The sequence below is a fragment of the Streptomyces chryseus genome (assembly GCF_014650755.1).
Lineage (GTDB): Bacteria > Actinomycetota > Actinomycetes > Streptomycetales > Streptomycetaceae > Streptomyces > Streptomyces chryseus.
Map to the genome: position 1 here is coordinate 353,097 of NZ_BMVO01000001.1, position 13,963 is coordinate 367,059.

The window sequence follows — 13,963 nt, forward strand, 5'->3', positions numbered from 1 at the left end:
CCCCAGGGTGCCACTACTCGCGGATCCGCTGGCGGATCCAGACTCCGGCTTCCTTCAGGACGCCGGTCCCCGCCCAGGTGTCGCCGTCGCAGGTGCCCGTCTTGAAGACGGCTCCCGAGCGGTGGTCGTCGGAGTAGTTCCAGTTGGTCCAGGAGATCTTCTTGCGCTTCATCAGGTCGAGGAAACGCTGGGACTGGGAGAAGTCGTTGGCCCCCTCGCCCGCGTAGTCCTGTGTGCCGAACTCGGTGACGAAGACGGGGAGCCGGTCGGAGGCGCGGTTGAGGGCGTCGAGGTACTCGCCCCGGTGCGAGGCGGCGTAGAAGTGGCAGGTGTACATGATGTTGGAGGCGTTCACGGGGTTGCGGACCACCTCCTGCTCGTTCGCGCCCTCCGAGACGCCGAACGACGACCACGCGCGCGTGCCGACCAGGACCACGGCGTCCGGGTCCTGCGCCCTGATGACGGGGATGATCTTCTCGGCGTACGCCTTGATCTTCGACCAGCGCACGCCGGAGGGCTCGTTGGCTATCTCGTAGAGGACGCCGGGGTGGTCCTTGTACTTCTTCGCCATGGCCGTGAAGAAGGTCTTGGCGCGCGCGAGGTTGAAGTCGGGGTCGCCCGGGTCGAGCATGTGCCAGTCGATCACGGCGTACATGCCGCGCCGGTGGGCCCCGTCGACGAACTTCTGGGCGAGAGCGGTGAAGCGCTGCGGGTCGGTCTCGTAACCGCCCTCCTGGACGTACGTCGAGACGCGCAGGACGTCGGCGCGCCAGTCGCGGGCGAGGGCGTCCAGCGATCCGTCGGTGACGCACCGGGCGTACCACTGGGTGCCGTGGGTGCTCATGCCGCGCAGCTGGACGGCCCGGCCCTGGTCGTCGCAGAGCTGAAGGCCGCAGACCGTGAGCTGTCCGTTGGCGGAGACGGGGGTGGGGGCGGGGGCCTCGGCGGCGCCGACCGGGGTCTGGAGCGCCATGACGACGCCGAGCGCGGAGGCGAAGAGCAGGGGTTTGCGCATGGGTTGTGCTCCCTTCGGTGTGGGGGTTCCGGTACGGGAGTTCGCGTGAAAGTTAGGATTGTTTACAGTTGCCGTCAAGAGTGTTGGGAAACTTTCCTAATGGTTGCCGGGGCAGCGAAAAGGGGCCACAGCGGTGTGCTGTGGCCCCATGTGCCGCTCTGAGCTGCGCCTACAGGGCGCGCCGCATCGCCTGTGAGGGGGTGCCCGTCGGCTCGGCGGCGCTTATGGAACGGGCGCTCACTCGCTCTCGGCGCGGATCACGTCCAGCGCCTTCTGCAGGTCGGCCGGGTACGCGCTCTGGAACTCGACCCACTGCCCGTCCGACGGGTGCTCGAAGCCGAGCCGCATGGCGTGCAGCCACTGCCGCGTCAGGCCGAGCCGCTTGCCCATCGTCGGGTCCGCGCCGTACGTCGTGTCGCCCACGCAGGGGTGGCGGTGCGCGGACATGTGCACGCGGATCTGGTGCGTGCGTCCGGTCTCCAGCTTGATGTCGAGGAGCGACGCGGCCCTGAACGCCTCGATCAGGTCGTAGTGCGTGACGGAGGGCTTGCCCTCGGCCGTCACGGCCCACTTGTAGTCGTGGTTGGGGTGGCGCCCGATCGGGGCGTCGATGGTGCCGCTCATCGGGTCCGGGTGGCCCTGGACCAGCGCGTGGTACTTCTTCACGACGACCCGGTCCCGGAACTGGGCCTTGAGCAGCGTGTACGCCCGCTCCGACTTGGCCACGACCATGAGGCCAGACGTACCGACGTCGAGGCGGTGCACGATGCCCTGGCGTTCGGAGGCGCCGGAGGTCGAGATGCGGTACCCGGCGGCGGCGAGACCGCCGATCACGGTGGTGCCCGTCCAGCCGGGGCTGGGGTGGGCGGCGACGCCGACCGGCTTGTCGATGACGACGATGTCGTCGTCGTCGTGCACGATCTCCATGCCCTCGACGGGCTCGGCGACGATCTGCACGGGGGCTGCGGCCTGCGGCATCTCCACCTCGAGCCAGGCCCCGCCCCGGACCCGCTCGGACTTCCCGACCACCGACCCGTCGACCTGGACCTTCCCGGCGGCGGCGAGCTCGGCCGCCTTCGTACGGGAGAACCCGAACATCCGGGAGATGGCGGCGTCGACGCGCTCGCCCTCGAGGCCATCGGGAACGGGCAGGGTGCGGAACTCGGGAATGGTACTCACCCGTCGAGTATGCCTTGTCAGTCCTTGTGGACAGTGCCGTCGGGGTCCAGACCCCGGAACGACAGGATCACAATGAGGATGCCGCCGCACACGATCGCGGAGTCCGCGAGGTTGAAGACCGCGAAGTTCGCCGGGGCGATGAAGTCCACCACGGCGCCCTTGAAGACACCCGGCGAGCGGAAGACGCGGTCGGTGAGATTGCCGAGCGCGCCACCGAGCAGCAGCCCGAGCGCGATGGCCCAGGGCAGGCTGTAGAGCTTGCGCGCGAGCCGGGCGATCACCACGATCACCGACGCCGCGATGGCCGTGAAGATGACGGTGAAGGCCTCGCCGATGCCGAACGCGGCGCCGGCGTTCCTGATCGCCTCGAACCGCAGCAGGTCACCGACGACCTCGATCGGCTCGTGGTGCTCCAGCTTGGCCACCACGAGCATCTTGCTGCCCAGATCCAGCAGGTAGGCCACGAGGGCCACGCCGAACAGCACAGGGATCTTCCGCTTGACCCTGCTCACCGGCTGCTCCTCGGGGGCCGCCGCGCCGGAGGACTCCTCCGGTTCGGCTCCCCCGGCCTCAGGGGTGTCCGGCATACCGATGACGCGCTCCGCCTCTGCCACGTGAGTCCCTCAACCTAGGTACCTGACTGAGCACGAGGGTACGGCACACACGTACGGACGGCGCCGACACCCGCTCGGAGCCCCGGTGGCGCGGATCAGTAGCGGCGCTCCTGCTTCTGCTTGTCCTCCACGCACAGCGTGGCGCGCGGGAACGCCTGCATGCGCGCCTTGCCGATGGGCTTCCCGCAGACCTCGCAGAGCCCGTACGTACCGGCGTCGAGGCGTTCCAGGGCACGCTCGGTCTGCTCCAGTCGCTCACGGGCGCTGGCCGCCAGCGCCAGCTCGTACTCCCGGGAGATGTTCTTGGTGCCGGTGTCGGCCTCGTCGTGGCCCGCGCCGTCCCCGGAGTCGCGCATCAGCCCGGTCACCGCCTCCTGCGACGCGGCGATCTCGACCCGCAGGCCGGCGACGTCCTGCTCCAGCTCGGCCCGCGCCTCGGCGACCTCCTGCGGGGTCCAGGGGTCCTCGCCCGGCCGAACGGCGAGTTCGCCGGGGGCCACCGGGGCGACCGTGGGGGACGCGACCGCCGCCGCAGCCGCGACCGGCACGGCCTTCTTGGCGGCCGTGGACCTGCTCGCTGTCTTCTTCGCAACCACCGTCTTGGCTCCTGTCTCTTCCGCGGCCTGGGCCGCCCCCTTGGCCGCAGGAGCGGCCTTCTTCGCAGCCGCCTTCTCGGCAGGTGCCTTCTTGGCTGCCCCGGCCCTGCCGGCCGGTGCCGCCTTCTTCGCCACGACCTTCTTCGCGGCGGCCTTCTTGGCCGGAGCCGTCTTCTTCGCGGCCGTCCGCTGGGTGGCCGTCTTCTTCGCGGCGCTCTTCTCGGCAGCGGCCTTCTTCGCGACGGGCTGTTCCGCGACGGCGCCGTTCTCCGCCGTGCCGGTCCCGTCTGCGCTCTGTGCGGCGGTCTTCTTAGCCACCATGGCCGCGGCCCCTTCACATATTGTGATCTTGCTCGCGCATCGTGCTGGGACGATAAGTCGACTCCAGCCCCGCGGCAACGGGGCACGCCGCCGGCCGGCCCCCGCCGCGTGCCGGGCGCGACGAGCCTGCCTCGGTTGTGCCCAGCTCTCCGCCCGGTAATCCGCCCCGCAGGACGTGAGCGCGGTACGCGACAGCGCGTATGGCCATTCGGGCTATCGGACGTACGCCCGGGCGCCGCGCGGAAACCGGGCGGCCCTCCGGGCGCGCGGCCCGTACACTGGCCGAAGCGAAAGGCCTCGAAGGGGACGAGTAGCGTCGTACGCAGCCAAGAGCGATCCGGGGACGGTGTGAGCCCGGCGGCGAGCGCGGCGTGAAGCATCACCCCTGAGCCGCCGGAAGAAAGCCTTGCCCCGCAGGCGCAAGGCCAGTAGAACCGGCATCGCTGCCCCAATGAGGGGGTCACGGGCGCCGCCCGTGGCCAAGGAGGGTGGTACCGCGGGAGCCCAGCGCTCTCGTCCCTCCGACGGAAGTCACAGTCCGCCGGAGGAATCGATGTCGCTGTACCGCCAGGTGCCCGCCCAGGTCGACCTTCCCGCGCTCGAGCACGCCGTGCTCGATTTCTGGCGCGAGAACAAGGTCTTCTCGAAGAGTCTCGAACAGTCCGAGGGACGCCCCGAGTGGGTGTTCTACGAGGGCCCGCCCACCGCCAACGGCATGCCGGGCGCGCACCACATCGAGGCCCGCGTCTTCAAGGACGTCTTCCCCCGCTTCCGCACCATGCGCGGCTACCACGTGGCCCGCAAGGCCGGCTGGGACTGCCACGGCCTGCCGGTCGAGCTCGCCGTCGAGAAGGAACTGGGCTTCAACGGCAAGAAGGACATCGAGGCGTACGGCATCGCGGAGTTCAACGCGAAGTGCCGCGAGTCGGTGACCCGCCACACCGATGCCTTCGCCGAGCTCACGACCCGCATGGGCTACTGGGTCGACCTCGACGACGCGTACCGGACCATGGACCCGTCGTACGTCCAGTCCGTCTGGTGGTCCCTGAAGGAGATCTTCAACAAGGACCTGCTGGTCCAGGACCACCGCGTCGCCCCCTGGTGCCCGCGCTGCGGCACCGGCCTGTCCGACCACGAGCTGGCGCAGGGCTACGAGACGGTCGTCGACCCCTCGGTCTTCGTCCGCTTCCCGCTGACCTCGGGTCCGCTCGCGGGCGAGGCTTCGCTGCTGGTCTGGACGACGACCCCCTGGACCCTGGTGTCCAACACGGCGGTCGCCGCGCACCCCGACGTCACCTACGTCGTCGCGACGAACGGCGAGGAGAAGGTGGTCGTCGCCCAGCCGCTTCTGGAGAAGTCGCTCGGCGAGGGCTGGGAGGCGACCGGCCGTACCTTCACGGGCGCCGAGATGGAGCGCTGGACGTACGAGCGCCCCTTCGCCCTGGTGGAGTTCCCGTCGGAGGCGCACTACGTGGTGAACGCCGAGTACGTCACGACTGAGGACGGCACCGGTCTGGTCCACCAGGCGCCCGCCTTCGGTGAGGACGACCTCAGGACCTGCCGGGCGTACGGCCTGCCGGTCGTGAACCCGGTCCTGCCCGACGGCACCTTCACCCCGGAAGTCGCCCTCGTCGGCGGCCAGTTCTTCAAGAAGGCCGACGAGGCGCTGACCGCGGACCTGGACTCGCGCGGTCTGCTCTTCCGCCACACGCCGTACGAGCACAGCTACCCGCACTGCTGGCGCTGCCACACCGCGCTCCTCTACTACGCCCAGCCGTCCTGGTACATCAGGACCACCGCGGTCAAGGACGCGATGCTGCGCGAGAACGAGGGTACGAACTGGTTCCCGGAGTCGGTGAAGCAGGGCCGCTTCGGCGACTGGCTGAACAACAACATCGACTGGGCGCTGTCCCGCAACCGCTACTGGGGCACCCCGCTGCCCATCTGGCGCTGCGAGGACGACCACCTCACGTGCGTCGGCTCCCTCGCCGAGCTCTCCGACCTCACCGGCACCGACCAGTCGTCCCTGGACCCGCACCGCCCGTACATCGACGCGGTCACCTTCCCGTGCACGGGCGAGGGCTGCTCGCTGACGGCGACGCGCGTTCCCGAGGTCATCGACGCCTGGTACGACTCGGGCTCGATGCCGTTCGCGCAGTACGGCTACCCGTACGAGAACAAGGAGCTCTTCGAGCAGCGCTACCCGGCGCAGTTCATCTCGGAGGCGATCGACCAGACCCGCGGCTGGTTCTACACGCTCATGGCGGTGGGCACGCTGGTCTTCGACAAGTCGTCGTACGAGAACGTCGTCTGCCTGGGCCACATCCTCGCCGAGGACGGCCGGAAGATGTCCAAGCACCTGGGCAACATCCTGCAGCCGATCCCGCTCATGGACCAGCACGGCGCGGACGCGGTCCGCTGGTTCATGGCGGCCGGCGGCTCCCCCTGGGCGGCCCGCCGGGTCGGCCACAGCACGATCCAGGAGGTCGTGCGCAAGACGCTCCTGACCTACTGGAACACGGTCGCCTTCCAGGCCCTGTACGCCCGTACCTCGAGCTGGGCCCCCAGCGCCGCGGACCCGGCCCCGGCGGACCGCCCGGTCCTGGACCGCTGGCTCCTGTCCGAGCTGCACGCGTTGACGGACCAGGTGACGCAGGCCCTGGAGTCGTACGACACCCAGCGGGCGGGCAAGCTGCTCTCCGCCTTCGTCGACGACCTGTCGAACTGGTACGTACGCCGCTCCCGCCGCCGCTTCTGGCAGGGCGACAAGGCGGCGCTGCGCACGCTGCACGATGTGGTGGAGACGGTCACGCGCTTGATGGCCCCGCTCACGCCGTTCATCACCGAGCGGGTCTGGCAGGACATGATCGTCCCGGTCACGCCGGACGCCCCGGAGTCGGTCCACCTCTCGACGTGGCCCGAGCCGGACCTCTCGGCCATCGACCCCACCCTTTCCCGCCAGATGGCGCTGGTACGCCGCCTGGTGGAGCTGGGCCGCGCGACGCGGGCCGAATCGGGCGTCAAGACCCGCCAGCCCCTCTCGCGCGCCCTGGTGGCCGCCTCGGGCTTCGAGACCCTGACGCCCGAGCTCCAGGCGCAGATCACCGAGGAGCTGAACGTCTCCTCGCTCGCCTCCCTCTCCGAGGTGGGCGGCTCGCTGGTCGACACGACCGCCAAGGCGAACTTCCGCGCGTTGGGCAAGCGCTTCGGCAAGGGCGTCCAGGCAGTGGCCAAGGCGGTGGCGGAGGCGGACGCCGCCGCGCTCTCGCTGACCCTGCGCGAGGGCACCGCGACGGTCACGGTGGACGGCGAGAAGGTCACGCTCTCCCCGGACGAGGTGATCATCACCGAGACCCCGCGCGAGGGCTGGTCGGTGGCCTCCGACTCGGGCGCGACGGTCGCCCTCGACCTGGAGATCACCCCCGGCCTGCGGCGTGCGGGCCTGGCCCGTGACGCGATCCGCCTGATCCAGGAGGCCCGCAAGAACAGCGGCCTGGACGTCGCGGACCGCATCGCGGTCCGCTGGTCGGCGGACTCCGCCGAGACGGCGGAGGCCCTCACCGAGCACGCGGGCCTGATCGCGGACGAGGTCCTGGCGCTGGACTTCGCCGCGACGGAAGCGGACGCCACGTACGGCGCCCCGTTCACGGACGAGTCCCTGTCCCTGACCTTCCGCCTCCGCAAGACCGAGGCGTAACCGCAGGGCGAAAGGGCCCGGCCGACACCCGTCGGCCGGGTCCTTTCGCGTTCCCCTCACGAGGACACATCCGCTCAGCGCACTCCCCGCAGGGCGCCCGGGCGCGGGAAGCTCCGCCCGGCACCGCTCAGCGGTCACACCCAGCCCGTCCGGCGCTTGAGGACACCCCCGCAGGGCTTCCGGGGTCCGGGACCTGTCCCGGTTCGGGAAGGGGCGGGGTGGGGAACAGCCCGCCGCAGGCGCCCGTACCCACCAGCACCCGCCCTGCACCCGCCGGCCGGCCACCCGCACCCACCCGCGTCCCCCGACGCAAAAGGGCCGGGCCCCGGGGAAGAATCCCCGGGGCCCGGCCCTCAGCCTGCCGACGGCTACGCGCTCAGCGCGCGCACGGCCGTCAGTTGTCGTCCTCGTCGATCAGGAACCCGCGCATCGGCGACGGCGCCTGCTGCATCGGCTGCGGCGCCTGCGGCCGGACCGGAGCCATCGGCTGGGTCATCGCCGGCGACATCTGCTGCTGGCCGCCGTACGACGGTCCGTTCGAGGACGGGCCACCGTGGCCGCCCATGGACGGGTTGCCCCCCATGGAGTGCCCCATCGCACCCGCACCGGCCGGCGCCATCGACCCGCTCATCTGCGGAGCCGGCGGCAGCGACGCGGTCGCCGGGGTCCGCGGCGGAGCCAGCGAGTCGTCCGCCTGGGTCTCCAGCTGACGCAGCTGGCTCTCCAGGTAGGACTTCAGACGGGTCCGGTACTCGCGCTCGAAGCCGCGCAGGTCCTCGACCTTGCGCTCCAGCGTCGCGCGGGCGGACTCCAGCGAGCCCATCGCCACGCGGTGCTTCTCCTGCGCGTCCCGCTCCAGCGCGTCGGCCTTCGCCCGGGCGTCCCGCTCCAGACCCTCGGCGCGGCTGCGCGCCTCACCGACGATCTTGTTGGCCTCGGAACGGGCCTCGGCGATCGCCTGGTCGGCGGTCTGCTGCGCCAGCGAGAGCACACGAGCGGCGCTGTCGCCGCCGGGACCCTGACCGGGCTGCGGGAGCTGCGGACCGTGACCGCCCATGGGGCCGCCCATCGGACCACCCATGCCCTGGCCCATCTGGCCCTGCATCTGGCCCTGGCCCATCTGGCCCTGGCCCATCTGGCCCTGCATCTGCCCCTGACCCATGGGGCCCTGCCCCATCGGACCGGGACCGTGCTGGCCCTGCGGGCCCTGGCCGAGCTGGCCCTGGCCGTGCTGGCCCTGGCCGTGCTGGCCCTGCTGACCGTGGCCGCTGGGACCGGCGGGCAGCTGCGGCGCGCCACCGGGCAGCTGGGGCGGACCCATCTGCGGCGGCTGCTGCTGGACCGGCGGGCCGGATATGGCGGCGGGCACGGGCGCGCCGGGACGATCCTGCTGCTCCGGCGGCTTGCGCATACCCTGCTGCTGCTGGTTCTGCGCGGCGGCACGCGTCGCGGCGGCCAGCTTCGCGCGAAGATCCTCGTTCTCGCGCAGCAGGCGCGTCAGTTCAGCTTCGACCTCGTCGAGGAAGGCATCGACCTCGTCCTCGTCATAGCCTTCTCGGAGGCGGACGGTCGTGAACTGCTTGTTCCGCACGTCCTCGGGGGTCAACGGCATCTCTACTTCACCTCTACGTAGTCGTCGGCAGTCGGCAAGACCGTATCGCTCACAGCCTGATCACGATGCTGATCAGGATGTAAACGATGATCATCAGAACGAAGAAGGACAGGTCGAGTGCCACGCCCCCGAGACGCAGCGGCGGAATGAACCGCCGCAGAAGCTTGAGCGGTGGATCGGTGACAGTGTAGGTGGCCTCCAGAACGACCACCATCGCCTTGCCGGGTTCCCATGAGCGCGCGAACTGGAAGACGTAATCCATGACCAGCCGGAAGATCAGCACGATGAGGAAACACATCAGCGCGATGTAGATCACGTCCAGTGCCACACTCATCTCGTGCTTCCCTCTCCCCGTGCTCTCACAACTCCGGCCTGCCGGCCGGGTTCGTTCGCGTTGTCATGTCTCAGCTCTGGTTGAAGAAGCCGCCCTCTGCGATACGGGCCTTGTCCTCCGCCGTGACATCGACGTTAGCAGGCGACAACAGGAACACCTTCTGCGTCACTCGTTCAATGCTGCCATGCAGGCCGAAGACCAAACCCGCCGCAAAGTCGACAAGTCGCTTCGCGTCCGTGTCGTCCATCTCGGTCAGGTTCATGATCACCGGAGTGCCCTCGCGGAAGTGTTCCCCGATGGTACGGGCCTCGTTGTAGGTCCGCGGGTGCAGCGTGGTGATGCGGTAGGGCTCCCGCTCGGACACGACCTTGGGCATGATCACCGGTGCGTTCTTCTCCAGGTTCGGACGTTCAGGTGTGATGGATGCCACGGGGGCGATACGTGCCGGTCGTCCGATTTCCGCGGCAAGCGGAGCGGGGTGGGGCGCAGGCTCACGCTGCGCGGGCGGCTGCACCACGCGGACCGGCTCTTCGTGCCGCTCCTGGTGCGGGGGCTGGTGCCGGCGGTGCTCCCGCTCGGGCTCCGGCTCGGGTTCGAAATCGTCATCGGGATCGAAACCCCGGCCGTCGTACCCATCGTCCTCCACGAGGCCGAGGTAGACCGCCATCTTGCGCATCGCGCCGGCCATTCTCTGAGTCCTCCGCTCTGTGGTGGATCGCCCTTGTGCCCACGTACAGCGTCACCAAGTGCCCGCGATCCACTCGGCCCACCCACCTATCAGTGGGAATGACCATATTTTCTGCTGTGGTCCGACTTGCTTCGCGACGTTACCCGAGCCGGGGTCGGACTCCGAGTACCGCAGTACCGACGCGTACATGTGTCGCTCCGGCGGCCACGGCCTGCTCGAGGTCCGTACTCATCCCTGCCGACACCATGTTCGCAGCAGGATGAGCCGAGCGCAGGCTGGATGACAATTCCATCAGCCGCTCGAACGCGGCCTGTTCGCGGCCCGCGTACGGTCCGGCGAGCGGCGCGACGGTCATCAGGCCGCCGAGCCTCAGACCGGGGGCTCCGGCCACCTTCGCGGCCAACTCCTCGACACCGTCCGGTGCGACGCCGCCGCGCTCTCCCCGCTCGCCCGACTCGGCGTCCAGGGCGACCTGGATGAGGCAGTCGAGCTCGCGTTCGGCCCGTACCGCCGCCGTCGACAGCGCCGTGACGAGCTTCGCCCGGTCGACCGACTGCACCACATCGGCATAACTCGCCACAGAACGGACCTTGTTGGTCTGAAGCTGTCCGACGAAGTGCCAGCTGACCGGCAGGTCGGCCGACTCGGCAGCCTTGGGGGCCGCCTCCTGGTCCTTGTTCTCCGCGACATGGCGTACGCCGAGCTCGGCGAGCAGGCGCACATCGCTCGCCGGGTACGTCTTGGTGACCACGATCAGGGTCACCTCGTCACGTGCCCGTCCCGCCGCCGCGCACGCGGTGGCGATACGTTCCTCCACCCGCGTGAGATTCGCGGCGAGTTGAGCCTTTCGGTCCGTCATGCCCTATCCATCCAGCCAGACATATCCGGCGAGCCGCCCCGTGGTGCGGTCGCGGCGGTACGAGAAGTGGTCGCCCGACTCCAGCGTGCAGACCGGCGACCGATGCCGGTCGCGCACGCCGAGCGCTTCGAGCTGCGCGTGCACTCCGGCGGTCACATCGACGGCCGGGGTGCCCCAGCTGGTCTCCGACCACGCCGCGGGCACGGTCCGCGCGACCTCGGCCCGCATCCCCTCCGGCACTTCGTAGCAGCGCCCGCAGACGGCGGGCCCCGTACGCGCGGTGATACGGGAGGGATCGGCGCCCAGTGTGATCATCGCCTCGACGGCCGCCGGGACGACCCCCGCGACCAGGCCGGGCCGTCCCGCGTGAGCGGCGGCCGCGACGCCGGCGACGGGGTCGACGAGCAGAACGGGGGTGCAGTCCGCGGTGAGCACCGCGAGGGCCAGTCCGCGCCGGGCGGTCACAACCGCGTCGACGGACGGGATCTCGTCGCCCCACGGGCCGTCGACCACGGCCACGTCCCGCCCGTGCACCTGGTTCATCCAGACGACCAGGCCCGGGTCGAGCCCGAGCGACTTGGCGGCCAGTTCCCGGTTGCCGAGCACGGCGGCGGGGTCGTCACCGACCGCGCCGCCGAGATTGAGCTCCTCGTACGGAACGGCGCTCACCCCGCCCCACCTGTCGGTGAAGGCGAAGTGGGCGCCGTCCACGTGTATCGCGTCGTCCTGCACGGTCACTTCAAGAAGTCCGGGACATCCAGCTCTTCGGCCTGGCTGTCGTACGGCCGGGCCGGCGGTACGTGCGGCGGCGAGACCGGCGTGTTCGGCAGCTCGGCCACCGGTGCGGCCTCGGCCTGGACCGGAGCCGGCTCCTCGCGCTCGCGCGGCGGAACCGTACCGATGCCGCCGGCCGGCCGCGCGCTCTCCGCGGGCCGGGACGGCGCGGGCTCCTCGCGCTTGGCGGCAGCCCCCGAGCTGGCGCCCAGCACGTTCTCGCGACGGGCCGGCGGCTGTCCGCCGTCGAAGCCCGCGGCGATGACGGTGACCCGTACCTCGTCGCCCAGGGCGTCGTCGATGACCGCGCCGAAGATGATGTTGGCCTCGGGGTGTGCGGCCTCGCTCACCAGCTGCGCGGCCTCGTTGATCTCGAAGAGACCGAGGTCGCTGCCGCCGGAGATGGAGAGCAGCACGCCGCGGGCGCCGTCGATGGACGCCTCCAGGAGCGGCGAGGAGATCGCCATCTCCGCCGCCGCGACCGCGCGGTCGTCGCCGCGCGCCGAACCGATGCCCATGAGGGCCGAACCCGCCTCGGACATGACCGACTTGACGTCGGCGAAGTCGAGGTTGATGAGGCCGGGCGTGGTGATGAGGTCGGTGATGCCCTGGACGCCGCTCAGCAGGACCTGGTCCGCCGACTTGAAGGCGTCCAGCACGCTGACCTGACGGTCCGAGATGGACAGCAGGCGGTCGTTCGGGATGACGATGAGGGTGTCGACCTCTTCGCGGAGCTCGGCGATGCCGTCCTCCGCCTGGTTCGCGCGACGCCGGCCCTCGAAGGTGAACGGGCGGGTGACCACGCCGATCGTGAGGGCGCCGAGCGAGCGCGCGATGTTGGCGACGACGGGGGCGCCACCGGTTCCGGTGCCACCTCCTTCGCCGGCGGTGACGAAGACCATGTCGGCCCCCTTGAGGACCTCCTCGATCTCCTCACGGTGGTCCTCTGCCGCCTTGCGGCCGACTGCCGGGTTGGCCCCGGCGCCGAGGCCGCGGGTCAGTTCACGTCCGACGTCGAGCTTGACGTCGGCGTCGCTCATCAACAGGGCTTGCGCATCGGTGTTGATCGCGATGAACTCGACGCCCTTGAGACCGACCTCGATCATTCGGTTGATGGCATTGACACCACCGCCGCCGACACCGATGACCTTGATGACTGCGAGGTAGTTCTGCGGTGCTGCCACGTCGAAGGCCTCTCGCCTCGAGTTACGTGCCGCCGCGGGGTTGCAGCGCCGCGACGACTGATGCCGATTGGGACGGTCCGAACGCCGACCCGAACCCTAACGGTGAAGTTCAGGGTTACCAGTGTGTCTGTTCCTTGGACTCTCCGAACAGGACACTAAGTCGACAAGTGGCGCACGTTCAACGAACACGCCGAACCTCCCGTTTTTCTTTTCACCCTATGTGATCACCCATATCGCTGGCCAACCAGGGTGCTGGCCAGCACGTATGAGCGTCAACTCCCCGACACTGCGGGGGCGGTGGGCGCACTGACATTGAAGTGCCCGGCCTCCGGAGCTGCTTTCATGAGGGCTTCCAGCGCGCGCGCCTTCGCCCGGCCCTGCTCCGCGCTGCCCCAGACGACAGTACGGTCGCCGTGCAGCCCCAGGGTGATGGAGTCGTACGAGCCGACCTGAACGGTCCGCACGTCGCCGGCGACGGACCGCGGCAGGTCGCCGGTGACCCGTACGGCCTCCCGCAGCAGCCGGTCCGCGCCGAACCGGCGCAGGCTCGGCGAGTCGCCGGACGCCAGTTCCAGCAGCGGCACGCCGGCGGGCGCCCTGGGGACCGTGGCGAACCGCACACTCTCGTCGTCCACTTCGACGAAGTCCGCGCCCTTCTTGACGAGCAGTACCGGCTTTCGTTCCGTCACTTCCAGCGCGATGGTGTGCGGCCACGAGCGGACGGCCTCCACCGTGTCGACGCGGGGCAGCTTCCGGCGCACCCGCTCCTCGATCTCGTCCGTGTCGACCGAGATCAGCGGCGCCCCGACCGGGACGGCCGCCGCTTCCAGCACCTCGTCGGACGTCAGGACCCGCGGGCCGGACGCCTCCACCCGCTCCACGCGGAGCCAGGAGGAGCCGTACAGCGTCCAGATGCCGCCCGCCGTCAGCAGGACCGTCAGGACCAGCGCCAGGATCAGGACGCCGCGCCCCGGCAGCCGCAGCCGGCGGCCGCCCGACGGCCCGCCGAGCGGCGGGCGGGCCGCCGACGACCCCCGCGCCTGTCGTTCACCGCGCTGGGCGGTCGTCGGTCCGGCCACTGCCTGTCGCC

The 13,963-nt window shown here is 70.3% G+C and carries 12 protein-coding genes; 1 reads left to right on the forward strand and 11 read right to left on the reverse strand.

From position 1 onward, the window contains the following. Nucleotides 1-13: 13 nt before the first annotated feature. From IE185_RS01685 to IE185_RS01700, 4 genes are all read right to left on the reverse strand, one after another. On the reverse strand, nucleotides 14-973 hold the full coding sequence (locus IE185_RS01685) for a glycoside hydrolase family 5 protein (RefSeq protein WP_373303685.1): 960 nt from the start codon (nucleotides 971-973) through the stop codon (nucleotides 14-16). 279 nt (nucleotides 974-1,252) lie between these two features. Continuing rightward, on the reverse strand, nucleotides 1,253-2,194 hold the full coding sequence (locus tag IE185_RS01690; protein WP_138897745.1) for an RluA family pseudouridine synthase: 942 nt from the start codon (nucleotides 2,192-2,194) through the stop codon (nucleotides 1,253-1,255). Between the two features lie 17 nt (nucleotides 2,195-2,211). Further along, on the reverse strand, nucleotides 2,212-2,808 hold the full coding sequence (lspA, locus tag IE185_RS01695; protein ID WP_138897744.1) for a signal peptidase II: 597 nt from the start codon (nucleotides 2,806-2,808) through the stop codon (nucleotides 2,212-2,214). A 95-nt stretch (nucleotides 2,809-2,903) separates the two neighbouring features. Continuing rightward, nucleotides 2,904-3,725: a TraR/DksA family transcriptional regulator gene (locus tag IE185_RS01700; protein WP_138897743.1), complete on the reverse strand. Its 822-nt coding sequence runs from the start codon at nucleotides 3,723-3,725 to the stop codon at nucleotides 2,904-2,906. A 553-nt stretch (nucleotides 3,726-4,278) separates the two neighbouring features. Between IE185_RS01700 and ileS the strand changes: the two genes are divergently transcribed. Continuing rightward, a complete protein-coding gene (ileS, locus tag IE185_RS01705) occupies nucleotides 4,279-7,422 on the forward strand; it encodes an isoleucine--tRNA ligase (protein ID WP_138897742.1) in 3,144 nt (1,047 codons plus the stop codon). Nucleotides 7,423-7,816: 394 nt separating this feature from the next. Here ileS and IE185_RS01710 read toward each other — a convergent pair whose 3' ends face one another. The 7 genes from IE185_RS01710 to IE185_RS01740 form a co-directional block, all read right to left on the reverse strand. Next, nucleotides 7,817-9,034 (reverse strand): DivIVA domain-containing protein, encoded by a 1,218-nt coding sequence (locus tag IE185_RS01710; protein WP_138895422.1) that lies wholly within the window; start codon nucleotides 9,032-9,034, stop codon nucleotides 7,817-7,819. A 49-nt stretch (nucleotides 9,035-9,083) separates the two neighbouring features. Next, nucleotides 9,084-9,368, reverse strand: coding sequence for a YggT family protein (locus IE185_RS01715; RefSeq protein ID WP_138895421.1), 285 nt, complete (start codon nucleotides 9,366-9,368; stop codon nucleotides 9,084-9,086). A 70-nt stretch (nucleotides 9,369-9,438) separates the two neighbouring features. After that, nucleotides 9,439-10,056 (reverse strand): cell division protein SepF, encoded by a 618-nt coding sequence (locus IE185_RS01720; RefSeq protein WP_138895420.1) that lies wholly within the window; start codon nucleotides 10,054-10,056, stop codon nucleotides 9,439-9,441. Between the two features lie 139 nt (nucleotides 10,057-10,195). Next, nucleotides 10,196-10,915, reverse strand: coding sequence for a YggS family pyridoxal phosphate-dependent enzyme (locus IE185_RS01725; RefSeq protein ID WP_138895419.1), 720 nt, complete (start codon nucleotides 10,913-10,915; stop codon nucleotides 10,196-10,198). 3 nt (nucleotides 10,916-10,918) lie between these two features. After that, nucleotides 10,919-11,626 carry a peptidoglycan editing factor PgeF gene (gene pgeF / locus IE185_RS01730; RefSeq protein ID WP_138895424.1) on the reverse strand — a complete coding sequence of 236 codons (708 nt, stop codon included), beginning with the start codon at nucleotides 11,624-11,626 and terminating at the stop codon, nucleotides 10,919-10,921. A gap of 23 nt (nucleotides 11,627-11,649) precedes the next feature. Continuing rightward, entirely contained in the window at nucleotides 11,650-12,873 is a 1,224-nt protein-coding gene (gene ftsZ, locus IE185_RS01735) for a cell division protein FtsZ (protein ID WP_138895418.1), read from the reverse strand. Nucleotides 12,874-13,145: 272 nt separating this feature from the next. Continuing rightward, entirely contained in the window at nucleotides 13,146-13,952 is an 807-nt protein-coding gene (locus tag IE185_RS01740) for a cell division protein FtsQ/DivIB (RefSeq protein WP_138895417.1), read from the reverse strand. Between the last annotated feature and the right edge of the window lie 11 nt (nucleotides 13,953-13,963).

Coding starts and splice junctions, on each gene's coding strand:
- IE185_RS01710 (WP_138895422.1), bottom strand. CDS start 9,034: ATGCCGTTGACCCCCGAGGACGTGCGGAACAAGCAGTTCACGACCGTC.
- IE185_RS01715 (WP_138895421.1), bottom strand. CDS start 9,368: ATGAGTGTGGCACTGGACGTGATCTACATCGCGCTGATGTGTTTCCTC.
- IE185_RS01725 (WP_138895419.1), bottom strand. CDS start 10,915: ATGACGGACCGAAAGGCTCAACTCGCCGCGAATCTCACGCGGGTGGAG.
- IE185_RS01720 (WP_138895420.1), bottom strand. CDS start 10,056: ATGGCCGGCGCGATGCGCAAGATGGCGGTCTACCTCGGCCTCGTGGAG.
- IE185_RS01685 (WP_373303685.1), bottom strand. CDS start 973: ATGGCGCTCCAGACCCCGGTCGGCGCCGCCGAGGCCCCCGCCCCCACC.
- IE185_RS01700 (WP_138897743.1), bottom strand. CDS start 3,725: ATGGTGGCTAAGAAGACCGCCGCACAGAGCGCAGACGGGACCGGCACG.
- ileS (WP_138897742.1), top strand. CDS start 4,279: ATGTCGCTGTACCGCCAGGTGCCCGCCCAGGTCGACCTTCCCGCGCTC.